This is a genomic window from Pseudomonas algeriensis, from assembly GCF_048847255.1.
Classification (GTDB): Bacteria; Pseudomonadota; Gammaproteobacteria; order Pseudomonadales; family Pseudomonadaceae; genus Aquipseudomonas.
Map to the genome: position 1 here is coordinate 47,295 of NZ_JBKKRK010000002.1, position 25,177 is coordinate 72,471.

Below are 25,177 nucleotides of genomic sequence, written 5' to 3' on the forward strand. Positions count from 1 at the left end.
GCGATCTACTGGAGGCTGGCGTGCAACCGGCGCGCGGCGTCCTGGCCGCTGAGCCAAGCCCCTTCGACCCGGCCGGACAGGCACCAATCTCCGCACACGTACAACCCCAGGTCGGCATCGGCCAGCGCGCCCCATTCGTGACTGCTGGCGGGGCGGGCGTACAGCCAGCGGTGGGCCACGCTGAAGCTCGGAGCGGGCATGGCGCTGTGCAGCAGTTCGGCGAAGGCACCGTGCAGGTGTTCGATGACCGCTTCCTTGGACATGTCGATGTGCTGGCGGCTCCAGTCGCTGGTGGCGTGCAGCACCCAGGTGTCGAGCTTGCTATCGCGGCCTGGCTTGCTGCGGTTGCGTGCCAGCCAGTCGAGAGGGCTATCCTGTACGAAGCAGCCTTCCATGGGCGTATCCAAAGGCTGTTCGAAGGCCAGCGCCACCGCCCAGGTCGGGTCCATTTTTACCCCGGCGGCCACGCCAGCCAGTTTCGGCACCGCGGCCAGTAATGCGGTCGCCTGGGGCGCGGGCGTGGCGATGACCACCTGGCCGAACGGGCCATGGGTGAACCCTTCGGCGTCCTGCAGATGCCAGTGCTCCTGGCCGCGAAACACTTCGGTGATGCGGCAGGAGAACTGCACGGGCAGGTCGCCGAGCAGGGCACGGGTAATCGCGCTCATGCGCGGGGTGCCGACCCAACGGGTCTGTTCGTCCGGTGAAGGGCTCATCTTCCCGTCCTGGAAGTGATAGAGCTGCGGGTTCCATTCCGCTGCCCAGCCGTTGGCTTGCCAGCGCTGCACCTCCGTGACGAAGCGCCGGTCCCGGGCAGTGAAATACTGGGCGCCCATGTCCAGCGCGCCAGCGTCGCTGCGCTTGCTCGACATGCGTCCGCCGCTACCGTGGCTTTTATCGAAAAGTTGGATGACATGCCCGGCCTCCGTCAGGGCCTGGGCGGCGGAGAGTCCGGCGATGCCGGTGCCGATGATTGCGATAGGTACAGTCATGAGGGCCTCGTTTACTTTCTGTACAGACTACGCCGTCGTTTAATCCTGTACAATTTTGGTTTTTGGTATAAGTTTTACCGTTCGCGTTTTGGCAGGTTGTCCTATTGTTAGAAACAGACCTTGGCCGATGTGAAAAATCTCTACCTATAAAAATAGACTAATGGGCCGGGTAAAACGCGATGCGAGGAACACCTCATGCACATATTGCTGACCGGCGGTACTGGTTTGATCGGACGTCAGCTCTGCCAGCACTGGTTGGAGCAAGGCCATCGCTTGACGGTATGGAGTCGTCGACCCGAGCAGGTGGCGAAAATCTGTGGGGCGCAGGTGCGCGGCATCGCCGCGCTCGATGAGATTGGCGAGCCGGTGGACGCGGTGGTCAACCTCGCCGGCGCGCCCATCGCTGATCGGCCCTGGAGCCACAAGCGCAAGATCTTGCTGTGGAGCAGCCGCATCACGTTGACCGAGGCTTTGCTTGCATGGCTGGAACGGTGCGAGCAGAAACCGCAGGTGCTGATTTCCGGATCCGCCGTGGGCTGGTATGGCGACGGTGGCGAGCGGGAGCTGACCGAGGAATCAGGGCCGGTCAGCGAGGACTTCGCCAGCCAGCTGTGCATCGCTTGGGAGGAAACGGCGCAGCGGGCCGAGGCCTTGGGCCTGCGCGTGGTCCTGGTTCGAACCGGCCTGGTCCTGTCCGCCGAGGGCGGCTTTTTGTCGCGGTTGCTGCTGCCCTTCAAACTGGCGCTGGGCGGGCGTATCGGCAACGGGAGACAGTGGATGCCATGGATTCATATCGACGATCAAATCGCTCTGATTGATTTTCTTCTGCACCGCAGTGATGCCAGCGGTCCTTATAATGCCTGCGCGCCGAACCCGGTGCGCAACCGCGATTTTGCCAAGGCCCTGGGGCACGTGTTGCATCGCCCGGCCGTGGTGCCGATGCCGGAGCTTGCGCTGAAAGTCGCGTTGGGGGAATTGTCATTGCTGTTGCTGGGCGGCCAGCGCGCCACGCCGGCCCGATTGCAGGCGGCGGGTTTTTCATTCCAGTTCACTGATTTGCCCGCGGCCCTGGAAGATTTATCGGGTCGCCTTTGAAATAGGACGTTGCATGACCGATCACGCGTTGCTTCTGGTGAATCTGGGTTCGCCTGCCTCCACCTCGGTGGCCGATGTGCGCCGCTACCTCAATCAATTCCTGATGGACCCGTACGTGATCGACCTGCCATGGCCGGTCCGGCGGTTGCTGGTGTCGCTGATCCTGATCAAACGCCCCGAACAGTCTGCCCACGCCTACGCGTCGATCTGGTGGGAAGAGGGCTCACCCCTGGTGGTGCTCAGCCGCCGCTTGCAACAGGCGATGACCGCCCAATGGACGCAGGGGCCCGTAGAGTTGGCGATGCGTTACGGCGAGCCGTCGCTGGAGTCCACCTTGGTGCGCCTGGCGAGCCAGGGCCACAAGAACATCACCCTGGCCCCGTTGTATCCGCAATTTGCCGATAGCACCGTCACCACGGTCATCGAAGAAGCCAAGCGGGTTGTGCGCGAGAAGAAGCTCGACGTGAAATTCTCGATTCTCCAGCCTTTCTACGATCAGCCGGAATACCTCGATGCGCTGGTTGCCACCGCCAAGCCGTACCTGATGCAGGACCATGATCACCTGTTGTTGAGTTTCCATGGCTTGCCCGAACGGCACCTGACCAAGCTCGACCCCACGGGTTACCACTGCTTCAGGGATGCCGACTGCTGCAAGAACGCGCCGCCTGAAGTCATGGCGACCTGTTACCGCGCCCAGTGCATTCGTACCGCCGAATTGTTCGCCCAGCGCATGGGCCTGGCGCAGGGTAAATGGTCGGTGTCGTTCCAGTCGCGATTGGGCCGTGCCAAGTGGATCGAACCCTACACCGAAGCGCGTCTGGAGGAACTGGCCAAGAGCGGCGTGAAAAAAGTCCTGGTGATGTGCCCGGCGTTCGTGGCCGATTGCATCGAGACGCTCGAGGAAATCGGTGATCGCGGCCGAGAGCAGTTCCGCGAGGCGGGAGGCGAGGAGTTGGTACTGGTGCCTTGTCTCAATGACGATCCGCGCTGGGCGCAGGCCTTGAGTACCCTCTGCGAGCGGGCGCCGATTGCTTTGTGAGGTTCAAGAGCCTCATCGCGAGCAAGCTCGCTCCCACAGTGGATCTCGAGTGGTCACAAAATTTGTGTTCACAACAGATCCCCTTGTGGGAGCGAGCTTGCTCGCGATGGCTTTCTGACTGACAACAAAGTACTTCAGACCAGCGGCTCATCCGCTTTCTTCTGCTTCCACCCGTCATTGCCCGGCAAGATCAGGTTCAACGCGATCGCCACCACGGCGCACAGCGCGATGCCCTTGAGGCCGAAGTCGTCCGGGCCCGTGCCGGTGCCGACCAGCACGCCGCCGATGCCGAACACCAGCGTCACCGAAACGATCACCAAATTGCGCGCCTCGCCCAGATCGATCTTGTGACGAATCAGCGTGTTCATGCCCACTGCGGCAATCGAGCCGAACAACAGGCACAGGATCCCACCCATCACAGGCACCGGAATGCTTTGCAGCAGCGCGCCGAACTTGCCGATGAACGCCAGGCTGATGGCAAAGATCGAGGCCCAGGTCATGATCTTCGGGTTGTAGTTCTTGGTCAGCATCACCGCGCCGGTGACTTCGGCGTAAGTGGTGTTGGGCGGGCCGCCGAAGAGGCCGGCTGCGGTGGTGGCGACGCCGTCGCCGAACAACGTGCGATGCAGGCCCGGCTTCTTCAGGTAATCGCGACCGGTCACGCTGCCCACGGCAATGACGCCACCGATGTGCTCGATGGCCGGTGCCAGGGCGACGGGCACGATGAACAGGATCGCCTGCCAGTTGAACTCCGGTGCGGTGAAGGCGGGCAGGGCGAACCAGGGGGCCGCGGCGATCTTCGCGGTGTCGACGACGCCAAAGAAAAATGCCATGGCGAAGCCCACCAGCACGCCGGAGATGATCGGCACCAGGCGGAAAATGCCCTTGCCGAACACGGCGACAATCAACGTGGTGAGCAACGCCGGCATCGAAATCATCATCGCGGTCTGATAATGAATCAGCTCGGTGCCGTCGCCGGCTTTGCCCATGGCCATGTTCGCGGCAATCGGCGCCATCGCCAGGCCGATGGAAATGATCACCGGACCGATCACCACCGGCGGCAGCAGGCGGTCAATGAACCCGGTGCCCTTGATCTTCACCGCCAGGCCCAGAAACGTGTAGACGAAACCGGCCGCCATCACGCCGCCCATGGTCGCCGCCAGGCCGAACTGGCCCTTGGCGAGGATGATCGGCGTGATGAAGGCAAAGCTCGACGCCAGGAACACCGGCACCTGGCGTCCAGTGACGATCTGGAACAGGATCGTCCCCAGGCCCGCCGTGAACAGTGCCACGTTCGGGTCCAGGCCCGTGATCAGCGGCATCAGCACCAGCGCGCCGAAGGCGACGAACAGCATCTGCGCGCCGGACAGCACCTGACGCCAGAGCGGATCGTGGAATTCGTCCTGCATGCTCAGGCGTCCTTCTGCTTGGTGCCGAAGATCTTGTCGCCGGCATCGCCCAGGCCCGGAATGATATAGCCGTGTTCGTTGAGTTTCTGGTCGATGGAGGCGGTGTAGATGGTCACGTCGGGGTGGGCATCTTCCACGGCCTTGATGCCTTCGGGCGCGGCGACCAGCACCATGGCTCGGATATCGCGGCAACCGGCCTTTTTCAACAGATCGATGGTGGCGACCATCGAGCTGCCGGTGGCGAGCATCGGGTCGATGATCATTGCCAGGCGCTCGTCGATTTCCGGCACCAGTTTTTCCAGGTAGGTGTGGGCTTGCAGGGTCTGCTCGTTGCGAGCCACGCCCACGGCACTGACCTTGGCGCCCGGGATCAAGCTGAGCACGCCTTCGAGCATGCCGATACCGGCGCGCAGGATCGGCACCACGGTAATCTTCTTGCCGGCGATTTTTTCCACTTGCACCGCACCGGCCCAGCCGGCGATCTCGTAGGATTCGAGCGGCAGGTCTTTGGTGGCTTCGTAGGTGAGCAGGGCGCCGACTTCCTGGGCGAGTTCGCGGAAGTTCTTGGTGCTGATGTCTGCGCGGCGCATCAGGCCGAGTTTATGTCTGATCAGCGGATGGCGGATCTCGAGGATGGGCATGGGGAAGGCTCCGGCGGCGGGCAAAAAAACCGGCCTAGATTAATCTATCCGAGGGTGTTGTCCTATAGACAATACAGAACGTTAGTCCACAAATGCTTGATCTGGCCGGGCGGGATGCGTACCTTTGCCCGCTTTTCCGAACTGCCACCCCTGGAGAGCGCACATGTCCGCTGATCTCGAGCATATCCGTCAAGTCATGCGAGAGGCTGACTGCCTGTACACCGAAGCTGAAGTCGAAGCGGCCATCGCCCGTGTCGGTGCGCAAATCAACGATCAATTGGCTGAAAGCAATCCGGTCGTGTTCTGCGTGATGAACGGCGGGCTGATTTTCTCCGGCAAGCTGCTGACCTATCTGAACTTCCCGCTGGAAGCTTCCTACCTGCACGCCACCCGTTATCGCAACGAGACCAGCGGCGGCGACCTGTTCTGGAAAGCCAAGCCGGAAGTCTCGTTCATCGACCGTGACGTGCTGATCATCGATGACATCCTGGATGAAGGGCATACCCTGGGCGCGATCATCGATTTCTGCAAACACGCTGGCGCCCGCGCGGTGCACACCGCCGTGCTGATCGACAAGGACCACGACCGCAAGGCCCGTCCTGACCTGAAGGCCGATTTTGTCGGCCTGCCGTGCATCGACCGCTACATCTTCGGCTACGGCATGGACTATAAAGGCTACTGGCGCAACGCCAATGGCATTTTCGCCGTCAAGGGGATGTAATCGGATGACTGGCCCTGCCTTCCTGGATCAAGCCTTGTTCGATGAGCTGGCCGAGAAGGCCGGGGCCAGTGCGCGTGGGCGCCAACACCACAATTTCCACCAGATGGATGAGCCTTGCCACCGCATGGCGGTGGGTTTGCAGCCCTCGACCTACATCCCGCCGCATCGCCACCTGAGCGCCGACAAGGCTGAAACCTTACTGGTGCTCAAAGGCCGCCTCGGTGTGTTGATCTTCGATGAAACCGGAACCGTGACCGGCAAGCGCATCCTGCAGGCCGGTGGCGATTGCCTCGGTGTCGATCTGCCGGCCGGTGTCTACCATGGCCTGGTGGTACTGGAAGCCGACAGCCTGATGTTCGAATGCAAAGCCGGCCCCTACCGGCCGGTGGGCGACGGCGAACTGGCCCCTTGGGCGCCCCGCGAAGGCGAGCCCGGCGTTTCGCAATACCAGGCCTGGATGCGCGCTCAATTCGACTAATATCGATGGCGATCGCGCTTTTATGAGGCCAGCGCTGATGGCCTGTGCCGCGAATGAATTGTCCGGGTCGCTTATTTTTTCGATGAATGCTAGCGTGCCCGGCCAAGCCTCCGGAGCCTGTCATGAGTGTATCGATCCGCCGCTGCGCCACTTTGCTGTTGCTAACTAGCCTGCCCTTGATGGCCGTGGCCGCGCCGATGCACAGTCAGTTCTTGCCGCCGGATGACCTCGTGGCGCGCCAGGAGCAGCCTGAACAGCAGCAGTTGCTGCAAGTCACCGAATACTCGGTGGTACTGGGCAACCAGCGCCCTTCCAACCAGCAGCCGATCCCGGTCACCTCACCATTGATGGTGCGCCTCAAAGGCAAACCGTTGAACAAGGGCGCGACCATCAGCCAGGTGATTCTCAATTTCGACGGGGAAAGCAAAAGCCTGAAGAAACCGGCGTACGACGAGGCGAGCAAGACCTTGACCTTGTCTTATCCACAGGCCCAGTACCGGGTGGTCATTGACCTGTTGCGCAATGACACGGTGTACGTGCAATTCCTCAGCTACGCCAACGGCCATATCTGGGCCGATCTGCACACCGGCACCGCACGCCCGCGTTGAGCCGCAACGCCCGCCGGGGGTAAACTGCCCGCCCCGTGAATTGTGCGAGTTGGAGCCGGCAATGCGTAAAGACAAGAAACAAGTGATTGGTGACGAGATTGGCGACGAACAGATCAAGCTGTTCCTCAATTTTGAACCGGTCGATGCTACGTCGCCGTCGCTGCACAAACTGATCAAGGCCTACCGTGGGCTGCGTGTCGACGACTTCGAGCGTTTCCTGGTGTTTTTCGTCGAGGCGGGCTACGACCTCGATGGCAAGGACGAACATGGCAATGATTTCGTTGCGCTGAACAAGGACCAGCGCAACGCCGAGGAATACATCGAGTTGATCAACAAGGCGCGTGGCTGATAGGCCGAGGGCCTGCCTGGCAGGTCAGCGGGAGCAAGCTCCCTCGCCACGAAAAGCTTCAAAAAAAAAGCCCCGCCCTCATTGAGAGCGGGGCTTTTTTTAGCCGACCGAATCAAGCGTAGCTTTGGGTCTCGCTGCTTTCTTCAACCAGTTCCAACGCAATGTTGTTTTGCGCATTGATCTTGCGATACAGCGCGGCATCGGTTTCCAGTACTTTTTCCCGGGCTGGGAAGATTTCCGCGAGCTTGGTGGCCCACTCGCCCTTGGCTTTTTCCGGGAAGCAACGCTCGATCAGTTCCAGCATGATCGAAACGGTGACCGAGGCGCCTGGCGAAGCGCCGAGCAGGGCGGCGAGGGTTCCGTCCTTGGCCGCCACCAGTTCGGTGCCGAATTGCAGTACGCCGCCTTTCTTCGGGTCTTTCTTGATGATCTGCACCCGCTGGCCGGCCACTTCCAGGCGCCAGTCCTCGGCTTTCGCCTCGGGGTAGAAGCGGCGCAGGGATTCCAGGCGCTGCTCCATGGACTGCATCACTTCGCTGATCAGGTACTTGGTCAGGTCCATGTTGTCCCGGGCCACGGCCAGCATCGGGCCGATGTTGCCGGCGCGTACCGACATCGGCAGATCCATCAGCGAGCCGTGCTTGAGGAACTTGGTGGTGAAACCGGCGTAAGGCCCGAACAGCAGGGATTTCTTGCCGTCGACCACGCGGGTGTCCAGGTGCGGCACCGACATCGGTGGCGAGCCCACGGCGGCCTGGCTGTAGACCTTGGCCTGGTGGTGCTTGACCACTTCCGGGTTGTCGCAACGCAGCCACTGGCCGCTGACCGGGAAACCACCGAAGCCCTTGCTTTCTTCGATACCCGACGCTTGCAACAGCGGCAACGCGGCGCCACCGGCACCGAGGAAGACGAACTTGGCGTCGACTTCGCGGGTGCTGCCGGAATTGACGTCCTTGATGCTCACGGTCCAGCCGTCACCTTTGCGCTTGAGGCCGGTGACGCGCTTGCAGTATTTGATCTGAGTGTCCGGCGCGCTGCCCAGGTGCTTGAGCAACTGGTTGGTCAAGGCGCCGAAGTTGACGTCGGTCCCGTTCATGACGCGGGTGGCGGCGATGACTTCATCGGCCGGCCGGCCTGGCATCATCAGGGGCATCCACTCGGCCATCTGGTCGCGATCTTCGGTGTATTCCATGTCGGCGAAGGCGTGATGCTGGCTCATCAGTTCGAAGCGCTTCTTCAAGAACTCCACGCCTTTTTCACCCTGTACGAAACTCAGGTGCGGCACCGGGGCAATGAAGGATTTCGACGAGCCGAACGTGCCCTTTTTAGTCAGGTACGTCCAGAACTGCTTCGACACCTCGAACTGGGTGTTGATGTGCACGGCTTTCTTGATGTCGACAGTGCCATCGGCGGCCTGGGGCGTGTAGTTCAGCTCACACAGCCCGGCATGACCGGTACCGGCGTTGTTCCAGGGGTTGGAACTTTCCGCGGCACCCGAGTCCATCAGCTCGACGACTTCCAGGGAAATCGCCGGGTCGAGCTCCTTGAGCAGTACGGCCAGGGTGGCACTCATGATGCCGGCCCCTACCAGAACTACATCAACTGCTTCGTTATGCGCCATTTAACGCGTCTCCAAAATCTGCAGCACCAAATTGTCGGCATAGCGGCCAGGAAGCGGGGCAGGTCAGTTGCGCCCCAGGTATCCATGGCCAGGAATCGCCATGTCCGAATCTTCGCAATTTTTCGCACTCTTGCGGATGCATGCAGCCTGGCCTCTAGAGTCCCATGAACTCATTTAAGCGCAGGGCAAGCAATTCGACTTATGGCCGAGACATCCGTTCGTGCAACCAAATCCGTAGCGGACAGGCTTCAGGCGGCGGTTCTTGAGCGATATCCGGTCCTGTGTCGTTGGGCTGTTCCAGACGCTGATGGTGCTTGTTCAGACGCAAAACTCTTCATTTGCTCGCCACACTCTTGTGAAGTTGTGAAAACCCGTTTTTTCACGCTCTTTTGAAGACGTGAACCTCAAAAAAGGGCTGTCCCAGCCTGGCACCGGGCCCGGTTTGGTTGCCCCCATGCAATACATGACAGGCAAAACGGGCAGACAGCTCAGTGACCGAGCGTAATGACAGCTCTGCAGATTCGCGAAAAGCGGTGATTTGCCAGGGAAACAGCAAGCGCGCCAGCTTCACTCGATCTGTGTGGGCGGCTCTCTGTGGGCGGTGCGGGGTGCCAATACAAGCGCATCAGCGGCGTTGCGAGGCCCGATCAGGAGACGTCCTTATAATCGGGGGGAGATTGTAACGAAGAAACGCGTAGAAATGGTCGTGTTTTATGACTTTTATTAGCCTTGCGGTCAGAAGGCCAACAGCTGGCGGTTACGTACGCGAGTGCGAGGCGGTTGTACCAGGGCACTGGCAGGCAAGGGCTGGTGCAGCCAGTTGAGGCGGATCTCTTCGATTTCCACCCAGCCATCGCCCATGGGCTGCAGGCTGCACTGCTTGAATGCCTGGCAGCGGCCGGTACGGTCTAACAGGGCGAAGCAACGATGATGCGGGCGCGGGGTAAACAGGGAGATGAGAAAACGCATGGTCAGGTACCGTGTCCGGGGAGCTTGGGGACAGCCTGACAGCCGGCCATGACACCCTGGTGTAAGGACCGTGACAAAGGGGTGACAGGAACCGCCTATCCGGGCCCGTGTCAGACATTTCAGTATTCATCGAAGGCGCTGGTTCGCCGCGATGGCGCACCGCTATACTGCCGGCCTGTCTGTGCCCGATTCTGGAGAGAAGAGCATGTTGCAACGCCTGTTGTTCGGTTTGATCGCAGTGACCAGTCTGACCCTCGTCGGCTGTGCCCACAGCCCGCAACAACTTAACCCGGAGCCCAAGCTCAACGCCCAACTGGCGCCGGTGGGTCGCGGCCAGCCGGTGGTGGTCCGTGTCGTGGACGGTCGTCCGTCGCCGACCCTCGGCACCCGTGGTGGCTTGTACCCGGAAACCAGCGTGATCACGGTGCAGGGTGCGCAAATCCTGCCTAAATTGCAGGCCCAGGCCGAGGCGGCCGTGCGTTTGCTGGGCTTCACCCCCACCGCCAATGCAATGAATGCCCCGCAACTGACCGTGACCCTGGCGGAACTGAAATACCAGTCGCCCAAGGAAGGCATGTACGTGACCGAGGCGACGATCGGCGCGACCTTCCGCTCTGACGTGCAGAACGCCAATCGTCGCTACAGCGGTCGTTACGGCGCTTCGCTGGACCAACGCTTCGGCATGGCGCCCAACCAGGACACCAATACCAAGCTGGTCAGCGATGTATTGAGTGATGCCCTGACCCGTCTGTTCAAGGACCCGACCATCGGTCAGGTGTTGGCAGAGTAACGACTGAAGACCCGTATCCCCCTGTGGGAGCGAGCTTGCTCGCGATAGCGATGGTTCAGCCACTTCGATGTTGGCTGATCCATCGTCATCGCGAGCAACCTCGCTCCCACAGGGGTTTTTTATGGGCGATAAATTCACGCCGCCTGGGAATAGAGCTCCAGCACGCTGATCCCGGTCAGCAGGTCCGTCTCCGGCAGATCGGCATGTGAATGGCCGCCGAGGGCGCAATACACCAGCCAGTGCCGGTCCTGCACGTTGAAGGACAGGCTGTCGACGAGGTTCTGTTGTTCGTCGCTCGGGCTGATGAGATAGAGGCGATCCTGGTTTTCGGCGTGCAGCATGACGGGTTCCGTGCGGGTTTGGAGGGCGACAGGGTGGCCTATCCATATGACGAAACCGTTACCGATGAAATTAATCCGCAAACACGCTCGCCCAAAAGCACCCAACCTTGCGAGGCATCGTTACCGGTCGGAAAAACCGACGCAGCACGCCAGGCTTTCGGTAGAATCCGCGCCCTGTTCGTAGGTCCCGGGCGCAAGGCGTCCGTTATTCGCTTGAGGTCTGTGATGTCGTTGCAATTGTTTTCGCTGTTCGCTGCCCACCCGGCCAAACTGATCAACCTGCTCGCGCTGCTGTTTGCCTGCCCGGGTGGCTGGGTATTGCATGCAACGCGCCGCCGCGAACAGCGAGCACGCGCCTGCCTCCAAGCGCGCAGTGGCGAAAGCAATGAACGATTCGAAGCCCTGCTGGACCTGGCCACCCAACGCATGAACCGGTTTTTCTACCGGTTCGGCTTTGCCTGCCTGGGCGTCGCGCTGCTGATGTCCTGGATCAGCACGCAGCTCTGAGCGCAGCAGCTTCAGTGTCGAGGGAGCAAGCCCCCTCGCCATTAAAGCCGCTAAGCAATCACTGCTTTAAAGCGGCAACCCCGCCTTGACCCGATACTGATTACGCACCGGCGTTGCATATTGCAGCACCAGGAATGGCCGCTGTTCCGCCGGGCACGCATCCAACCGACGCTGCCATTCTTCCTGAGCTTTCGCCAGTTCTTCGGCACCGAACACTTCAGCCGCCGTCGGCACCTGCAGCTGCGGGTCGGCATCGGTCCATTGGGCGTAGGCCAGGTAGTGCACGGGGAACAGGCGATAACCGCCGAGAATCTGCCGGTCCATCTCCGCTGCCAATTGCTTGGTGTCCTCGAACAGCTCTGTAATCGGCGCGGAGAAGTTCACGTGGACCCGGCCTTTGTAGCCGGTGATGCCCTTGGCGATGCTGACGTCGTCCTCGCCTGGTGCCTTGGTGTAGGTCCCGGTGGTGGCGCGGATGTAAAGCTCCCGGGCCTTGGCCTGGTCGCACGGATCATATTCGTAGCTGATCGACACCGGCGTGAGGTTCAGCGAGCGGATGACCTCGCCGAACGGCTCGTCCTTGCGGCTCATGTGGAACATCTTGAGGATCGCCGATTCGGTCCGGTCATCGCCGTCCTTGGCTCGGCCCTCGGCCTGGGCGATCCAGATCGAGGCGCAATCGTTGCGGATCGAGTGATTGATGTACGCCGACAGCAACTGGTACGCCGCCATTTTTTCCCGGCGACCGGTGATGGAACGGTGCACGATAAAACTCTTGTTCAAGCGCATCAGGTCGCTGACAAACGGCTTTTGCAGCAGGTTGTCGCCGATGGCGATGCGCGGCGTCGGCAGGCCCGCGTGGTAGACGGCGTAATTGACGAATGCCGGGTCCATCACGATATCGCGGTGGTTGGCGATGAACAGGTACGCGTTGCCGGACTTGAACTGCTCCACCCCCGTGTAGGTCACGCCATCGGTGGCGCGTTCGATGGTGTGGTCGACATAGAACTCCACTTTGTCCTGCAACGTGGCGACCGATGTCACACCGGAGAACTCTCGACGCAGCTTCTGCGCTATAAGGGGTTTGAGCATCCAGCCGAAAGCACCGGCCAGGCGCGGGAAGCGGAAGTGGGTGAGGATATCTAGAAACGCCTTATCGCTGAGCAGCCGTGCCAGCACCGCTGGGACTTCACTGTCGTCGTAAGGTCGGATGGCATCGAATTCGCCCATCATGCTCTCTTGTTGGAAACGGCTAGGGTAAGTAAAGGTTCGATAAATAGCGCCAGGGCACGGCCAGGAAGACAGTCCAGGCAACAATAGCCCTGCAAATAGACCGGCGATTATACGCACAAGTCACTCGGGAGACCGCGATGCTGGAAGCTGCTGAATATGAATGTCCGTATTGTGGAGAAGAGGTCGAGACTTCATTGGATCTTTCCGGTGGCGACCAGACCTATATCGAGGATTGCCAGGTCTGTTGCCGGCCGATCACTTTCGTACTGCAGGTACACGATGAAGAATGGCACCTCGAGGTCTTCAGCGAAAACGAATGAGGGGCGGCCATGCAGCGAATCTACGAACTGGAAAACCTGATGGAAGGCGAATTGCTGCAAGGCATGCTCGCCAGCGAAGGCATCACCGCGCATCTGGTGGGACGTGACCTGGTGGGGGGCGCAGGGGAATTGCCGATGCATGGCTTGCTGGGGCTGGCGGTGGACGATGAACAGGCGCAATACGCCCTGGAACTGATCGCCGCCTACAATGCCGCGCTGCCGGTGCCCGGCGATGAGCCGGACAGTTACCCCGGAACGCTGGTCTGTTAGGCTCTGTACGAAATGTATCCGCACTCACCCATACTGCGTTGAAACGGGGCTCGGAATGCTCATGTACTCCAGTACACTGCGCTTCCTCGCCCCGTTTCGCCTTGTCTGGCCTTCGCGCGAACACATTTCGTACAGACCCTAGGCTGGCCGCCGTTTGATAGGAGAGTCGTGTTACCCCATGTGTGGACGTTATGCCCTGTTTCGCTGGAACCCCGCCTTTGCGGCCTTGCCTGGCTTCCCTGCCGACCAGAAGGCCCAATGGAACATATCGCCCAATGATTCGGTTCTGATGCTGCGGGCTGGCGCCGATGGCCAGCGCGAATTGGCCCGCGCCCGTTGGGGGCTGACGCCGCCGTGGCTGACGGACCTGTCCCGGACCCCGGCCCATGCTCGGGCCGAAACCGTCGCCGAACAGCCGATGTTCCGCGAGGCCCTGCGGTTGCGTCGGTGTCTGCTGCCGGCCAACGGGTTTTACGAATGGCGCGGTGGTTCGCGTAAACGCCCCTATTGGCTGACGCCGGGGGAAGGTTCGTCGCTGTTTTTTGCGGCGATCTGGGAAGCGTATCCGGTGCAGGAACAGGTGTGGTTGAGCACCGCCGTCATCACCCAGCCGGCGGCCGGTCAGCGGCGTCCATTGATTCTGGATGAAGAAGGCCAACGGTTGTGGCTCGACCCCGAGACACCCTTGCATGCCTTGCAAGGGCTGCTGGCGAGCGAGCCTGCGCAACTGCGCGAGCGGGTGCTGGCCAACATGGTCAACGACCCGAAACTCAATGGGCCGGAGTGCCTGACGCCGGCTTGAGGTTTGTGATGGCTGTGCAGGCCTCATTGCGAGCTTGCTCGCAATGAGGTGCTTGGGTCAGACCCTGAACTGATTGATCAACCGCCGCTGCTGCTCCGCCAACTTGGTCAGCCCGGCACTGGCCGCGCTCGACTCGTCGGCGCCGCTGGCCACCTCGTTCGCCACTTGGCCGATGTTGATCACGTTGCGGTTGATGTCATCCGCTACGGCGCTTTGCTCCTCGGCGGCGCTGGCGATCTGGCTGTTCATGTCGTTGATGACCGACACCGCCTGGGTAATTGTCTCCAGCGCCTGGGCTGCCTTGGCTGCGTGCTGCACGCTTTCATCGGTGCGGTGCTGGCTGTCTTCCATGACGCGCACCACATCGCGGGTGCCCTGTTGCAATTGCTGGATCATCGACTGGATTTCTTCCGTGGCCTGCTGCGTCTTCTGCGCGAGGTTGCGCACCTCATCGGCGACCACCGCAAAACCTCGACCTTGTTCACCGGCCCGAGCCGCTTCGATGGCCGCGTTGAGGGCCAGCAGGTTGGTCTGCTCGGCGATCCCGCGGATGGCCGTGAGGATCGCGTTGATGTTCTCGCTGTCCTTGGCCAGGGTTTGCACCACGCCCACGGCCTTGCCGATTTCCACGGCCAGCGCGCCAATGGAAGTGGAGGTGTCGCGTACGATCTGCATGCCCTGGCTGGCGGCCTGGTCGGCGTGACTGGCGGCTTGGGCGGCCTGGGTCGCATTGCGGGCCACGTCCTGGGCGGTGGCAGTCATTTCATGCACGGCGGTGGCGACCTGATCGATCTCCGACATCTGCTTGTGCACGCCCTGGTTGGTGCGGATCGCGATGTCGGCGGTGTGCTCCGACGAATCGCTGACACTCTGCACCGAGGTCACCACTTGGGTAATCATCACCTGCAATTTGCCGAGGAACGTGTTGAAGCCCTTGGCGATGGCGCCCAGTTCATCGGCGCGGTCGCTGGTCAATCGGCGAGTCAGGTCGCCCTCGCCCTGGGCGATGTCATCGAGCATCGCCACCATTTGCTTGAGCGGCCGGGCGATGCCGTGGCCCACCAGCCAGATCACCAGCAGGCCGATGGCGGCAATCGCCAGGCCGACCATGGCCATGCCGAAAATGTCGGTCTCGCGCTGATCGTCGAGGTCCTTCTGCAAGGCTTGCAGATCTGCCATCACCGCGTTCAACGGCAGTTGCATCATCAGCGTCCAGCGAGCGCTGGTCTCGCCGATGCCGAACGGCATGTACACCTCGATGTGACCGTGGGCTTCGTCGACGTCGTAACGCACTTCGCCAGCGCCGAGCCTGGCCAGGTTGTCCAGCTCGTTGGCGTCCAGCAGGTCGCTGGCTTTTTCCCCGAGCTTGCTTGGGTCCTTGGTGAAGGCCACCAGGCGATTGTTACTGGCGAGCAAGGCCATTTCCCCGGCGCCGTCGTACAGCTTGGCGTCAGCGGCAACGAGCATGTCCTGGATGAAGTTCACCGACAGGTCGGCGCCGACGATGCCCTGGAATTTGCCATCGACGAGGATCGGTTCGATGAAGGAGGCCAGCATGGTCATGGTGTTGCCGACGCGGTAGGGCGCCGGGTCGATCACGCAGGCTTTCCTGCTGTCCTGGGAGCACAGGTAGTACTCGCTGGCACGAATGCCGGTGGACAGCAGTTTCTGGTCAGTCACGTCGGCGAGCTTTTCCAGGCCCAAGGTGCCGTCCTGGTTGCGAAACCACCACGGCAGGAAGCGCCCATTGGTTTCCATACCGAGCACCTGGCTGTTCACATAGTTGGCGTCGTCGTGGTCGATAGCGTTCGGTTCCCAGGCGATGTAGGCACCCAGGACCTTCGGGTTGCGCACCACGGACTCGCGCAACAGGCTGATCATCTGCTCGCGGGGCATCTTCAATAACGGGTTGCCGTCCGTGCCGTTCATGCCCATCAGGGCGTTAGTCGTCGCCAGTCCTCGGGCAAGCAACAGCGGTGCTTCAAGCTCGCGTTGGATCAGGCTGGCCTGGGTGCGGGCGAGGGCACTGAGGCGTTGTTCGATGAGTTGCTCGAATTGCGCCTTGGTCCGTTGTTGCACCATTTCCTGGGTACGGGCGCCGGCGAACAATGCGTACAGCACCAGGGCACCAACAACGCTGAGGACGATGGCACCGGCCAGGGCGGCAACGGAAAACTGGATCGATTTGAATTTCATAATGGCTCCGGACCCGGAAATGACGTCTGGTATCTGTATCGGCATTTCCGTGGGCGGGCATGAGGCGCTGTTCGTCGGGTGACTGTATTGGTTAGGTGGGAGTCGTAAAAGGATGAGTGGGACCTGTCCGAAAAAACTGTAATCGCTCGCTGTGTATCTGGCGCCGATACAAATCAAAGCCTAGGATACGCCCACGATTCCATGGAGCTTCTTTTGTATGAACAAGACTTTGATGGTGAGCGCTCTGGGCGCGGCTCTGCTGCTCGCCGGTTGCCAGTCAGTCAACACCACCAGCGGCGGAGCCGTGGGCGTGGAGCGCAAGCAGTACATGTTCAGCATGCTGTCGACCGCCGAGGTCAACCAGATGTATGCCCAGTCCTATCAGAAGACGTTGGGTGAGGCGAGTGCGCAAGGTGCCCTGGACAAGACCAGTAGCGACGCCAAGCGCCTGCAGGTCATTGCTGATCGTTTGATCGCCCAGGCGCCTGTGTTCCGTCCGGATTCGGCGCAGTGGAACTGGGAAGTGAACCTGATCAAGAGCGATGAACTCAACGCCAACTGTGGTCCCGGCGGCAAGATCATGTTCTACACCGGCCTGATCGACAAACTGAAGCTGACCGACGCTGAAATCGCCGCGATCATGGGCCATGAAATCGCTCACGCTTTGCGCGAGCACGGCCGTGAAGCCATGTCCAAGGCTTATGGCATCGAAATGGCCAAGCAGGGTGCCGGTGCGATATTCGGCCTGGGCCAGGATAGCCTGGCGTTGGCCGACACGGTTGCCAACTATGGCATGACCCTGCCCAACAGCCGTGGCAACGAGAACGAAGCCGACCTGATCGGCCTGGAGCTGGCCGCCCGCGCCGGCTACGACCCGAACGCCGCGATCACCTTGTGGAACAAGATGGCCAAGGCTTCGGAAGGGGCACCACCGGAATTCATGAGCACCCACCCGTCCTCGAGCAGCCGGATCGCCTCGTTGCAGGCGGCGATTCCGAAGGTGATGCCGCTTTATCAGCAGGCCAAGAAGTAACCACCGTCATGTGGTGAAGTTTTTTTTGTGGCGAGGGAGCAAGCTCCCTCGCCACAACAGCCTCAAACCCACCCACTGCTCTGCATCGCCTTGTACACCGCAACGATCGCCAGGATGAAAAACGCCGAGGCGGCCAGGCGGCGGATGAGGGCCAGGGGCAGTTTCTCGGCGGCAAAGTTGCCAGCCAGTACCACCGGCACGTTGGCAATCAACATGCCCACGGTGGTGCCAATGATCACCAGCCACAGTTCCGGGTATTGCGCGGCGAGCATCACCGTCGCGATCTGGGTCTTGTCACCGATTTCCGCCAGGAAAAACGCGATCAGCGTGGTCAGGAAGGGGCCGAACTTGCGGGCCGTATTCGCCTCTTCATCGTCGAGCTTGTCCGGCACCAGGGTCCAAAGGGCCGTGGCCGCGAAGCTTGCCGCCAATATCCAGTGCAACACCGCATCGGAAAAGAACCCGCTGACCCAGGCTCCTACCGCGCCCGCGGCCGCATGGTTGGCCAGGGTCGCGGCGACGATGCCAGCGATGATCGGCCACGGCTTGCGAAAGCGAGCAGCGAGGATAAGCGCAAGCAGTTGCGTCTTGTCGCCGATTTCGGCCAGTGCAACGATGGCGGTGGGAACAAGGAAAGAGTCCAGCATCAGGTAATTCCTAAGAGGGGCGGGTCGACACGGCTATGACACGGACAGCCTTCCCGCCCCGGGTAAGGTGTGCGTGTCATAGGTCTTGTCAAACCCAGCGACCATCTGCGTGGACGCTTGGGCCGCATACGCCATGGTCTGCTGACCAAGTATGTTGACGTATGCCGGGCGAGCAGGGCGCTCGCGGGAGACTACTCCCCTAGGACGGTGCGGATTCTGCCTAGGCAAATCCGATTGGGCAAGCGTTGTTTCTCAAAAACGCTTCAGCCGCGCTTGGCCCGGTAGATGCGAAAGCCTTGGCCCTCGGCCTTGATCGCGCAGGGGCCCAGGTGCTCTTCGATCAACGGCTGATACTTGAGGAAACTGTTGGCAACCAGGCGCAGTTCGCCGCCGTTTTTCAGATGTTTGGCCGCTTTTCGCAACAGGTTTTCGGTCGCGTGGTAGTCGGTGTGTACGCCGACGTGGAACGGCGGGTTGCTCAGAATCGCGTTCAGGCCCATGGGCGCGGCGTCGATCCCGTCACCCGTCAGCACTTCGGCTTCCAGGCCATTGGCGGCCAGCGTCAATCGACTGCTGGCGGCGGCGAAGGCATCCACGTCCAGCAGCGTCACGGTGTTATGGGGATAGCGTCGCTTGACCGCCGCCCCCAGCACGCCGGCGCCGCAGCCGAAGTCCAGCAGGTGGCCGCTGGGCAGCTTGTCCAGATGCTCCAGCAACAGCGCGCTGCCGCGATCAAGGCGGCCATGACTGAAGACTCCCGGCAAACTGATGACCTTGAGCGGGCCCTCGACCAGCGGCAATTCATAGGTTTGCGCGAGGCTTTCCAGCGGCTTGGCTTCAGGGACGTTGGCGACGGTGACCTGCCACAGTTGGCAATGCCGTGCGCTGTCGAGCTTGCGCGGCTTGCCAAAGGGGTTGAGCTGCTTGGAAGCGCCTTCGATGCCGCTGCGCTTTTCCCCCACCAGATACACCTCGCGCCCAGCCAGGCGCGCGGCAACGGCGTTGAGGATGTAGTCGGTCAGGTCCTTGGCCTTGGGCAGGAAGACCACGGCAGCGTCGAACGAAAGTTCGGGTACATTCACGCCAAAATGGCTGCGCCCTGGGAAGCGGGCATCCAGGGCCGCCTGGTCGCCGGCATGCCAGCACCAGCCGTGGGCCTCGGGCAAGCGGCCAAGCAGGTCGTCGGCGGGGAGCCCGGCCAGCAGGACCGGACCCTGGAATAACTCGGCCTGACGAAGCAGTACTTCACTGCGCGGATCCATGGTCTGCTCCTTGTAAAAAAGTGCGGCAGTCTATCAATTGACGACTCGTTGCGCTGTACCGCTGAAAAAGCCCCGGGCGTTTTCCGCCAGTTGGCCGACGATCCGTTGCCTGGCCTCGCGGCTGCCCCAGGCGTTGTGCGGCGTGACGATCAGCCGGGGGATATCACCTGCCAGCAGCGGATTGCCCTGGGTCGGCGGCTCCACGCTCAACACGTCGGTGGCCGCCCCGCCCAGGTGACCGCTGCGCAGCGCATCGGCCAGTGCCTGTTCGTGGATGAGGCCACCGCGTGCGGTGTTGACTACGAACGCGCCGGGTTTGAGCGACGCCAGTTCACGCGCGCCAATGAAGTGGCGGGTGTGCTCGTTGAGCGGGCAATGCAAGGTCAAGGCGTCCACCGTGGGTAGCAGTTGGTCCAGGGCCACGCGGTCCGCACGGGCGGGCCTTCCTGGAATCTGCCCCAGCAGCACGCGCATGCCGAAGGCTTCGGCCAGCCGTGCGACGGCGCCACCCAGTTCGCCATGGCCGAGCAGCCCGAGGGTCTTGCCCTGCAGTTCGACGATCGGGTAGTCCAGCAGGCAGAACTGCGAAGCCTGTTGCCAACGACCTTCGCCCACGGCTTTTTGATAGTCGCCCAGGCGCGTCGCCAGGTTCAGTAGCAGCATGATCGTGTGCTGGGCCACCGACGGTGTGCCATAGCCCTGGCAGTTGCTGACGACGATGCCATGGCTGCGGGCAGCGGCGAGGTCGACGTTATTGGTGCCGGTGGCGCTGATCAGGATCAGCTTCAGTTCAGGGTTGGCGGCCATGGCGGCTGCGTCGATCACGACCTTGTTGGTGATCGCCACCGTGGCGCCCTCGATCCGGCCTGCCACCTCATCCGGGCGGGTGCCGGGAAACAGCTGCAGTTCGGTGAAGCAATCGCGCAATGGAGCCAGCTCCAGGTCGCCGAGGTCCAGTGAAGCGTGATCGAGGAAAACTGCGCGTGCGGTATTGGTCATCAGCTGTACCTGTCATGTAGAAGACTGAAGGCGTAATGTGGCGAGCCTATCAGAAGAGTTGCCGTGGCGAGGGAGCTTGCTCCCGCTGGCCTGCAAGGCAAGGCCCCGATACGCGACGAGCGACTGCTGCGTAGCCGAGCGGGAGCAAGCTCCTCGCCACGGATTTCATTTAACAAAGATTGTCGCCAGGAGCACCACCATGTACCTCGCCGAATTTCTCACTGTCGCCCTGATCCACCTGTTGGCCGTGGCCAGCCCTGGCCCGGACTTCGCCGTGGTGGTCCGCGAAAGCGTGACCCACGGCCGCCGTGCCGGGACCTGGACGGCGTTGGGGGTCGGCACGGCGATTTTCCTGCACGTGGGGTATTCGTTGCTGGGCATCGGCCTGATCGTGTCCCAGTCGATCGTGCTGTTCAACGCCTTGAAGTGGGCCGCCGCCGCTTACCTGCTCTACATCGGCTTCAAGGCCCTGCGCGCCCAGCCGGCCAAGGCGAACCCGGAAAACCTGCACAAGGAGGCAGGTGAGCGCACCGCTCGGGGCGCGTTTACCGCCGGCTTCGTTACCAACGGCCTGAACCCCAAGGCGACGCTGTTCTTCCTGTCCCTGTTTACCGTGGTCATCAATCCCCATACGCCCCTGGCGATCCAGGCCGGCTACGGTGTGTACCTGGCGGTTGCCACGGCGGCCTGGTTCTGCATGGTCGCAATGTTGTTCAGCCAGGCGCGGGTGCGTGCCGGTTTTGCCCGCATGGGCCATTGGTTCGACCGGACCATGGGCGCCGTGCTGATCGCCATCGGCGTGAAACTGGCGTTTACCGAGGCCCATTGAGCGAGTTGAGCGAATCCTGATAATGGCTCAAGGCTAGTGTTTGCGGGCGGATCAAATCATTCCTTCGGCTGATTTGATCCGCGGACAAGCGCTTTAAAGTGCTTACTTTTCCAGCCAAGACCGTGCAGTCAGAAAAGGGATTCCTATGTTGCAGACTCGCGTTATTCCTCCAGCCGAGGGCGTTTACCAATACCCGTTGCTGATCAAGCGGCTGCTGATGTCCGGCGCACGCTATGAGAAAACCCGCGAGATCATCTACCGGGACCAGTTGCGCTACAGCTACCCCACCCTGATCGAGCGCGTCGCACGGCTGGCCAACGTGCTGACCGAGGCCGGGGTGAAAGCCGGGGATACCGTGGCGGTCATGGACTGGGACAGCCATCGGTACCTGGAATGCATGTTCGCGATCCCGATGATCGGCGCGGTGATCCATACCATCAACGTGCGACTGTCGCCGGAACAGATCCTCTACACCATGAACCACGCCGAGGATCGCTTCGTGCTGGTCAACAGCGAGTTCGTCGGCTTGTACCAGGCGATCGCCGGCCAGCTGACAACGGTGAAAAAGACGCTACTGCTGACCGACCAGCCGGACAAGACCGCCGACCTGCCCGACCTCGTGGGCGAGTACGAGCAACTGCTGGCCGGCGCCAGTCCGACCTACGATTTCCAGGATTTCGACGAAAACTCCGTCGCCACCACGTTCTATACCACCGGCACCACGGGCAACCCCAAGGGCGTGTATTTCACCCATCGGCAGCTGGTGCTGCACACCCTGGGTGTGTCGACCATCATGGGCGCCATCGACAGCGTGCGCCTGCTGGGCACCAACGACGTGTACATGCCCATCACCCCCATGTTCCACGTTCACGCCTGGGGCTTGCCGTACGTGGCAACCATGCTCGGCCTCAAGCAGGTCTACCCCGGTCGCTACGACCCGGAGTTCCTGGTGGAGCTGTGGCGCAAGGAAAAGGTCACTTTTTCCCACTGCGTGCCGACCATCCTGCAAATGGTCCTCAACGCCAAGGGCGCCCAGGACACCGATTTCGACGGCTGGAAAATCGTCATCGGCGGCAGCGCCCTGAACCGCAGCCTGTACGAGGCGGCGAAGGCCAAGGGCATCCAGCTCACCGCCGCCTACGGCATGTCCGAAACCGGCCCGCTGGTGTCCTGCGCCCACCTCAACGATGAGTTGATGGCCGGCGGCGAAGACGAGCGCATCACTTATCGGATCAAGGCCGGCGTGCCAGGGCCACTGGTGGAGGCGGCGATCGTCGACGGCGAGGGCCGCTTCCTTCCCGCCGATGGCGAAACCCAGGGCGAATTGGTATTGCGCGCGCCATGGCTCACCGAAGGTTATTTCAACGAACCGCAAAAGGGCGCCGAACTCTGGAGTGGCGGCTGGTTGCACACTGGCGACGTCGCCACGCTCGACGGCATGGGCTTCATCGACATTCGCGACCGCATCAAGGATGTGATCAAGACCGGCGGCGAATGGATCTCGTCCCTGGACCTGGAAGACCTTATCAGTCGGCATGTGGCGGTACGCGAAGTAGCAGTGGTCGGCATTCCCGACCCGCAATGGGGCGAGCGGCCGTTTGCCTTGCTGGTCGTTCGTGAGGGGCACCAGATCGGGGCTCGCGAGCTCAAGGAGCACCTCAAGCCGTTTGTCGAGCTGGGGCACCTGAGCAAATGGGCGATCCCTAGCCAGATCGCCCTTGTTACGGAAATTCCCAAGACCAGCGTCGGCAAGCTCGACAAGAAACGTATCCGCGTCGACATCACCGAATGGCAGAGCAACAACAGCACCTTCCTTTCGACGCTTTGAGCGTCCTCGCCGTGCCCGAAAAGGGCACGGCAGCCCCACCAAGCAAGCGCTTGTCTTGTTAAATCGGAAATTTCAGCCATCCTTGCCGTGCCGACAAACGTCGGCCTGGCGAAGGACTGTTCCAGAGTGGTCGGGGGCTGCAAATCACACTTTAGAGGGATCAAGCCGTACTACCTGCTGGCTATAGTCCGCTCAAGGCTTTTCGGAATGGGACGCGCGTGCCAGCACGGCGAAGGGTTTCCGGAAACGTCCACTGCCATAACAATAAAACACATGGAGTTGCGTCGATGACCTCAGCAAACACTTTCTGGCGCCGGGCAAAACTGCCTCTGGCCGTCAGTCTTGCCTCCTCGCTCGCCGGCCCGGCATTCGGCGTCAGCTTCAACATTGGTGAAATCGAAGGCCAGTTCGATTCGTCCCTGTCGGTCGGCGCGAGCTGGTCCACGGCCAAGGCCAACAAGAACCTGATCGGCGTCAACAACGGTGGCCATGGTTTGTCCCAGACCTCTGATGACGGTCACTTGAATTTCAAGCGAGGGGAAACTTTCTCGAAGATCTTCAAGGGTATCCATGACCTGGAGCTGAAGTACGGCGACACCGGTGTGTTTGTGCGTGGCAAGTACTGGTATGACTTTGAGCTCAAGGACGAAAGCCGTCCGTTCAAGGACATCAGCGACAGCAACCGCAAAGAAGGCGCTCAGTCTTCCGGCGGGCAGATTCTCGATGCGTTCATTTACCACAACTACGCCATTGCCGATCAGCCCGGCTCGGTGCGCCTCGGCAAGCAGGTGGTTAGTTGGGGCGAGAGCACCTTCATTCAGAACGGCATCAATGCCATCAACCCGGTCGATGTGTCCGCGTTCCGTCGTCCGGGCGCCGAGGTCAAGGAAGGGCTGATCCCGGTCAATATGTTCTATGTGTCCCAGAGCTTGACCGACAATTTGTCAGCTGAAGCTTTCTACCAGTTGGAGTGGGACCAGACCGTTACTGACAACTGCGGGACTTTCTTCTCGCAGCCGGACGTCATTTCCGATGGTTGTGACAGTAACCTGCGAGTGCTGAGGAGCGCGTCGGCGATTCCAGCGGCTGCCATGCCTACGTTGGGTGCGTTCGGTGTGGACGTAGATGGCGAAGGCACTTTGGTTCGTCGTGGCCCCGACCGTGATGCTCGGGACAGCGGCCAGTTTGGCGTGTCTTTCAAGTACATGTACGAGCCGCTGGATACCGAGTTTGGCGCTTATTTCATGAACTACCACAGCCGTGCACCAATTTTCAGTGGTCATGGTGCACCAGCCAGCGCTTATACCAGCGGACCCGGATTGGTAGGGTCGCTGATGGCTGCCGGCATTCCGTTTGCTCAAGCGGTTGCCATGGCTCAAGCCATGGTACCGATGGTTGTCGCAGGTAATTCAAACTACTACGTCGAGTATCCCGAAGATATCCGCCTGTATGGCCTGAGTTTCTCGACCACATTGCCCACAGGTACCGCATGGAGCGGCGAAATCAGCTACCGCCCGAATGCGCCGGTCCAGCTCAATACCACCGATATCCTGTTTTCCGGATTGACGCCTTTGAACCCCGATGTTTCCGTACTGCCAGGACAGGCAGACACGGACCAGCCAGGCTATCGCCGCAAAGAAGTGACACAGCTGCAAACCACTTTTACCCACTTCTTCGATCAGGTCATGGGTGCCGAGCGTCTGACCCTCGTAGGCGAGGTCGGCTTCACTCACGTCGGCGGTCTGGAAAGCACTTCCAAGGCGCGTTATGGCCGTGATCCGAGCTATGGCCCTGGGCCTTTGCCGAATGGCCAATGTGAGATATTGAACGGTTCGACCCTGGCAGGCGGAGCGCAGAACAACGCTAGTCGCTATTGCGAAAATGACGGCTTCACCACGGCAAACTCTTGGGGTTATCGCGGTCGTGCCATTTGGGACTACAACGACGTATTTGCCGGTGTAAATCTGCGTCCCAACGTAGCTTGGTCCCATGACGTCAAGGGCTACTCGCCAGGCCCTGGCGCCAACTTCGAGGAAGGCCGCAAGGCTGTGAGCCTGGGTGTTGATGCCGAATACCAGAACACCTATACCGCCAGCCTGGCCTACACCAATTTCTTCGACGGCAAGTACACCACCGTGGACGACCGGGATTTCGTGGCGCTCAGCGTCGGCGTGAACTTCTAAGCACCGTATTTCAGG

At 61.1% G+C, this 25,177-nt stretch carries 26 protein-coding genes, 1 pseudogene and 1 riboswitch; of the genes and pseudogenes, 15 read left to right on the top strand and 12 right to left on the bottom strand.

Annotation, left to right across the window (positions count from 1 at the left end):
* Window positions 1-5: 5 nt before the first annotated feature.
* Entirely contained in the window at window positions 6-992 is a 987-nt protein-coding gene (locus tag ACLK1G_RS03025) for an NAD(P)/FAD-dependent oxidoreductase (protein ID WP_420764078.1), read from the bottom strand.
* A 195-nt stretch (window positions 993-1,187) separates the two neighbouring features.
* Between ACLK1G_RS03025 and ACLK1G_RS03030 the strand changes: the two genes are divergently transcribed.
* Window positions 1,188-2,087: a TIGR01777 family oxidoreductase gene (locus ACLK1G_RS03030; RefSeq protein WP_420764079.1), complete on the top strand. Its 900-nt coding sequence runs from the start codon at window positions 1,188-1,190 to the stop codon at window positions 2,085-2,087.
* A 13-nt stretch (window positions 2,088-2,100) separates the two neighbouring features.
* The gene (hemH, locus tag ACLK1G_RS03035) at window positions 2,101-3,126 is read left to right on the top strand and encodes a ferrochelatase (RefSeq protein ID WP_420764080.1); all 1,026 of its coding nucleotides are present in this window, start codon (window positions 2,101-2,103) and stop codon (window positions 3,124-3,126) included.
* Between the two features lie 134 nt (window positions 3,127-3,260).
* Here the strand turns inward: hemH and ACLK1G_RS03040 are convergent, their stop codons facing one another.
* On the bottom strand, window positions 3,261-4,535 hold the full coding sequence (locus ACLK1G_RS03040) for a uracil-xanthine permease family protein (RefSeq protein WP_420764081.1): 1,275 nt from the start codon (window positions 4,533-4,535) through the stop codon (window positions 3,261-3,263).
* A gap of 2 nt (window positions 4,536-4,537) precedes the next feature.
* Complete coding sequence (gene upp, locus ACLK1G_RS03045; protein ID WP_039592183.1) at window positions 4,538-5,176, bottom strand: uracil phosphoribosyltransferase; 639 nt, start codon at window positions 5,174-5,176, stop codon at window positions 4,538-4,540.
* A gap of 163 nt (window positions 5,177-5,339) precedes the next feature.
* Here upp and ACLK1G_RS03050 point away from each other — a divergent pair, with 163 nt between their 5' ends.
* From ACLK1G_RS03050 to ACLK1G_RS03065, 4 genes are all read left to right on the top strand, one after another.
* Entirely contained in the window at window positions 5,340-5,897 is a 558-nt protein-coding gene (locus tag ACLK1G_RS03050; RefSeq protein WP_030138595.1) for a hypoxanthine-guanine phosphoribosyltransferase, read from the top strand.
* A 4-nt stretch (window positions 5,898-5,901) separates the two neighbouring features.
* Window positions 5,902-6,375, top strand: coding sequence for a WbuC family cupin fold metalloprotein (locus tag ACLK1G_RS03055; RefSeq protein WP_420764082.1), 474 nt, complete (start codon window positions 5,902-5,904; stop codon window positions 6,373-6,375).
* A gap of 122 nt (window positions 6,376-6,497) precedes the next feature.
* Window positions 6,498-6,983: a hypothetical protein gene (locus tag ACLK1G_RS03060; RefSeq protein ID WP_420764083.1), complete on the top strand. Its 486-nt coding sequence runs from the start codon at window positions 6,498-6,500 to the stop codon at window positions 6,981-6,983.
* A 61-nt stretch (window positions 6,984-7,044) separates the two neighbouring features.
* Window positions 7,045-7,332 (top strand): PA4642 family protein, encoded by a 288-nt coding sequence (locus tag ACLK1G_RS03065; RefSeq protein WP_420764084.1) that lies wholly within the window; start codon window positions 7,045-7,047, stop codon window positions 7,330-7,332.
* 112 nt (window positions 7,333-7,444) lie between these two features.
* Here ACLK1G_RS03065 and mqo read toward each other — a convergent pair whose 3' ends face one another.
* Window positions 7,445-8,953, bottom strand: coding sequence for a malate dehydrogenase (quinone) (mqo, locus tag ACLK1G_RS03070; protein WP_420764085.1), 1,509 nt, complete (start codon window positions 8,951-8,953; stop codon window positions 7,445-7,447).
* Window positions 8,954-9,688: 735 nt separating this feature from the next.
* Complete coding sequence (locus tag ACLK1G_RS03075) at window positions 9,689-9,922, bottom strand: hypothetical protein (RefSeq protein WP_420764086.1); 234 nt, start codon at window positions 9,920-9,922, stop codon at window positions 9,689-9,691.
* A gap of 205 nt (window positions 9,923-10,127) precedes the next feature.
* Between ACLK1G_RS03075 and ACLK1G_RS03080 the strand changes: the two genes are divergently transcribed.
* Window positions 10,128-10,712, top strand: a complete 585-nt coding sequence (locus ACLK1G_RS03080) for a YajG family lipoprotein (protein WP_030138601.1) — start codon at window positions 10,128-10,130, stop codon at window positions 10,710-10,712.
* 134 nt (window positions 10,713-10,846) lie between these two features.
* Here ACLK1G_RS03080 and ACLK1G_RS03085 read toward each other — a convergent pair whose 3' ends face one another.
* On the bottom strand, window positions 10,847-11,053 hold the full coding sequence (locus ACLK1G_RS03085) for a hypothetical protein (RefSeq protein ID WP_420764087.1): 207 nt from the start codon (window positions 11,051-11,053) through the stop codon (window positions 10,847-10,849).
* 225 nt (window positions 11,054-11,278) lie between these two features.
* On the opposite strand from ACLK1G_RS03085, the gene ACLK1G_RS03090 reads away from it, so the two are divergent.
* Complete coding sequence (locus ACLK1G_RS03090) at window positions 11,279-11,560, top strand: hypothetical protein (RefSeq protein ID WP_420764088.1); 282 nt, start codon at window positions 11,279-11,281, stop codon at window positions 11,558-11,560.
* A 66-nt stretch (window positions 11,561-11,626) separates the two neighbouring features.
* Here ACLK1G_RS03090 and ACLK1G_RS03095 read toward each other — a convergent pair whose 3' ends face one another.
* Window positions 11,627-12,793, bottom strand: a complete 1,167-nt coding sequence (locus ACLK1G_RS03095; RefSeq protein ID WP_420764089.1) for a 1-acyl-sn-glycerol-3-phosphate acyltransferase — start codon at window positions 12,791-12,793, stop codon at window positions 11,627-11,629.
* Between the two features lie 137 nt (window positions 12,794-12,930).
* Here ACLK1G_RS03095 and ACLK1G_RS03100 point away from each other — a divergent pair, with 137 nt between their 5' ends.
* From ACLK1G_RS03100 to ACLK1G_RS03110, 3 genes are all read left to right on the top strand, one after another.
* Entirely contained in the window at window positions 12,931-13,113 is a 183-nt protein-coding gene (locus ACLK1G_RS03100) for a CPXCG motif-containing cysteine-rich protein (RefSeq protein WP_186612369.1), read from the top strand.
* 9 nt (window positions 13,114-13,122) lie between these two features.
* Window positions 13,123-13,383 carry a putative signal transducing protein gene (locus tag ACLK1G_RS03105; RefSeq protein WP_420764090.1) on the top strand — a complete coding sequence of 87 codons (261 nt, stop codon included), beginning with the start codon at window positions 13,123-13,125 and terminating at the stop codon, window positions 13,381-13,383.
* Window positions 13,384-13,561: 178 nt separating this feature from the next.
* Window positions 13,562-14,185: an SOS response-associated peptidase gene (locus ACLK1G_RS03110; protein WP_420764091.1), complete on the top strand. Its 624-nt coding sequence runs from the start codon at window positions 13,562-13,564 to the stop codon at window positions 14,183-14,185.
* Between the two features lie 57 nt (window positions 14,186-14,242).
* Here the strand turns inward: ACLK1G_RS03110 and ACLK1G_RS03115 are convergent, their stop codons facing one another.
* Together ACLK1G_RS03115 and ACLK1G_RS03120 are read right to left on the bottom strand one after the other, a co-directional pair.
* Entirely contained in the window at window positions 14,243-15,085 is an 843-nt protein-coding gene (locus ACLK1G_RS03115) for a methyl-accepting chemotaxis protein (protein ID WP_420764447.1), read from the bottom strand.
* Between the two features lie 15 nt (window positions 15,086-15,100).
* Window positions 15,101-16,426 (bottom strand): annotated as a pseudogene (locus ACLK1G_RS03120) (methyl-accepting chemotaxis protein); the annotation flags it as partial.
* A 172-nt stretch (window positions 16,427-16,598) separates the two neighbouring features.
* Between ACLK1G_RS03120 and ACLK1G_RS03125 the strand changes: the two are divergent.
* The gene (locus ACLK1G_RS03125; RefSeq protein WP_420764092.1) at window positions 16,599-17,414 is read left to right on the top strand and encodes a M48 family metallopeptidase; all 816 of its coding nucleotides are present in this window, start codon (window positions 16,599-16,601) and stop codon (window positions 17,412-17,414) included.
* A gap of 62 nt (window positions 17,415-17,476) precedes the next feature.
* On the opposite strand, the gene ACLK1G_RS03130 is transcribed toward ACLK1G_RS03125, so the two are convergent.
* From ACLK1G_RS03130 to ACLK1G_RS03140, 3 genes are all read right to left on the bottom strand, one after another.
* On the bottom strand, window positions 17,477-18,061 hold the full coding sequence (locus ACLK1G_RS03130) for a TMEM165/GDT1 family protein (protein WP_039592168.1): 585 nt from the start codon (window positions 18,059-18,061) through the stop codon (window positions 17,477-17,479).
* Window positions 18,062-18,151: 90 nt separating this feature from the next.
* Window positions 18,152-18,273: riboswitch (yybP-ykoY riboswitch) on the bottom strand.
* Window positions 18,274-18,324: 51 nt separating this feature from the next.
* A complete protein-coding gene (locus tag ACLK1G_RS03135; protein WP_420764093.1) occupies window positions 18,325-19,323 on the bottom strand; it encodes a methyltransferase in 999 nt (332 codons plus the stop codon).
* A gap of 33 nt (window positions 19,324-19,356) precedes the next feature.
* Window positions 19,357-20,322 carry a 2-hydroxyacid dehydrogenase gene (locus ACLK1G_RS03140; protein ID WP_420764094.1) on the bottom strand — a complete coding sequence of 322 codons (966 nt, stop codon included), beginning with the start codon at window positions 20,320-20,322 and terminating at the stop codon, window positions 19,357-19,359.
* A 199-nt stretch (window positions 20,323-20,521) separates the two neighbouring features.
* On the opposite strand from ACLK1G_RS03140, the gene ACLK1G_RS03145 reads away from it, so the two are divergent.
* The 3 genes from ACLK1G_RS03145 to ACLK1G_RS03155 all read left to right on the top strand — a co-directional run bounded on the left by ACLK1G_RS03145 (window position 20,522) and on the right by ACLK1G_RS03155 (window position 25,162).
* Window positions 20,522-21,151 (top strand): LysE family transporter, encoded by a 630-nt coding sequence (locus ACLK1G_RS03145; protein WP_420764095.1) that lies wholly within the window; start codon window positions 20,522-20,524, stop codon window positions 21,149-21,151.
* A 145-nt stretch (window positions 21,152-21,296) separates the two neighbouring features.
* Window positions 21,297-22,979, top strand: coding sequence for a fatty acid--CoA ligase (locus tag ACLK1G_RS03150; protein ID WP_420764096.1), 1,683 nt, complete (start codon window positions 21,297-21,299; stop codon window positions 22,977-22,979).
* 287 nt (window positions 22,980-23,266) lie between these two features.
* Window positions 23,267-25,162, top strand: coding sequence for a DUF1302 domain-containing protein (locus ACLK1G_RS03155; protein ID WP_420764097.1), 1,896 nt, complete (start codon window positions 23,267-23,269; stop codon window positions 25,160-25,162).
* The last annotated feature ends 15 nt before the right edge of the window (window positions 25,163-25,177 follow it).

Bases quoted from the DNA above. Each gene is read 5' to 3' on its own strand.
- ACLK1G_RS03075 (WP_420764086.1), bottom strand. From the start codon at position 9,922: ATGCGTTTTCTCATCTCCCTGTTTACCCCGCGCCCGCATCATCGTTGC.
- ACLK1G_RS03055 (WP_420764082.1), top strand. From the start codon at position 5,902: ATGACTGGCCCTGCCTTCCTGGATCAAGCCTTGTTCGATGAGCTGGCC.
- ACLK1G_RS03080 (WP_030138601.1), top strand. From the start codon at position 10,128: ATGTTGCAACGCCTGTTGTTCGGTTTGATCGCAGTGACCAGTCTGACC.
- ACLK1G_RS03155 (WP_420764097.1), top strand. From the start codon at position 23,267: ATGACCTCAGCAAACACTTTCTGGCGCCGGGCAAAACTGCCTCTGGCC.
- ACLK1G_RS03065 (WP_420764084.1), top strand. From the start codon at position 7,045: ATGCGTAAAGACAAGAAACAAGTGATTGGTGACGAGATTGGCGACGAA.
- ACLK1G_RS03125 (WP_420764092.1), top strand. From the start codon at position 16,599: ATGAACAAGACTTTGATGGTGAGCGCTCTGGGCGCGGCTCTGCTGCTC.
- ACLK1G_RS03100 (WP_186612369.1), top strand. From the start codon at position 12,931: ATGCTGGAAGCTGCTGAATATGAATGTCCGTATTGTGGAGAAGAGGTC.
- ACLK1G_RS03025 (WP_420764078.1), bottom strand. From the start codon at position 992: ATGACTGTACCTATCGCAATCATCGGCACCGGCATCGCCGGACTCTCC.
- ACLK1G_RS03050 (WP_030138595.1), top strand. From the start codon at position 5,340: ATGTCCGCTGATCTCGAGCATATCCGTCAAGTCATGCGAGAGGCTGAC.
- ACLK1G_RS03115 (WP_420764447.1), bottom strand. From the start codon at position 15,085: ATGATTACCCAAGTGGTGACCTCGGTGCAGAGTGTCAGCGATTCGTCG.
- ACLK1G_RS03145 (WP_420764095.1), top strand. From the start codon at position 20,522: ATGTACCTCGCCGAATTTCTCACTGTCGCCCTGATCCACCTGTTGGCC.
- ACLK1G_RS03060 (WP_420764083.1), top strand. From the start codon at position 6,498: ATGAGTGTATCGATCCGCCGCTGCGCCACTTTGCTGTTGCTAACTAGC.
- upp (WP_039592183.1), bottom strand. From the start codon at position 5,176: ATGCCCATCCTCGAGATCCGCCATCCGCTGATCAGACATAAACTCGGC.
- ACLK1G_RS03150 (WP_420764096.1), top strand. From the start codon at position 21,297: ATGTTGCAGACTCGCGTTATTCCTCCAGCCGAGGGCGTTTACCAATAC.
- hemH (WP_420764080.1), top strand. From the start codon at position 2,101: ATGACCGATCACGCGTTGCTTCTGGTGAATCTGGGTTCGCCTGCCTCC.
- ACLK1G_RS03130 (WP_039592168.1), bottom strand. From the start codon at position 18,061: ATGCTGGACTCTTTCCTTGTTCCCACCGCCATCGTTGCACTGGCCGAA.
- mqo (WP_420764085.1), bottom strand. From the start codon at position 8,953: ATGGCGCATAACGAAGCAGTTGATGTAGTTCTGGTAGGGGCCGGCATC.
- ACLK1G_RS03040 (WP_420764081.1), bottom strand. From the start codon at position 4,535: ATGCAGGACGAATTCCACGATCCGCTCTGGCGTCAGGTGCTGTCCGGC.
- ACLK1G_RS03090 (WP_420764088.1), top strand. From the start codon at position 11,279: ATGTCGTTGCAATTGTTTTCGCTGTTCGCTGCCCACCCGGCCAAACTG.
- ACLK1G_RS03140 (WP_420764094.1), bottom strand. From the start codon at position 20,322: ATGACCAATACCGCACGCGCAGTTTTCCTCGATCACGCTTCACTGGAC.
- ACLK1G_RS03135 (WP_420764093.1), bottom strand. From the start codon at position 19,323: ATGGATCCGCGCAGTGAAGTACTGCTTCGTCAGGCCGAGTTATTCCAG.
- ACLK1G_RS03085 (WP_420764087.1), bottom strand. From the start codon at position 11,053: ATGCTGCACGCCGAAAACCAGGATCGCCTCTATCTCATCAGCCCGAGC.
- ACLK1G_RS03030 (WP_420764079.1), top strand. From the start codon at position 1,188: ATGCACATATTGCTGACCGGCGGTACTGGTTTGATCGGACGTCAGCTC.
- ACLK1G_RS03095 (WP_420764089.1), bottom strand. From the start codon at position 12,793: ATGATGGGCGAATTCGATGCCATCCGACCTTACGACGACAGTGAAGTC.
- ACLK1G_RS03105 (WP_420764090.1), top strand. From the start codon at position 13,123: ATGCAGCGAATCTACGAACTGGAAAACCTGATGGAAGGCGAATTGCTG.
- ACLK1G_RS03110 (WP_420764091.1), top strand. From the start codon at position 13,562: ATGTGTGGACGTTATGCCCTGTTTCGCTGGAACCCCGCCTTTGCGGCC.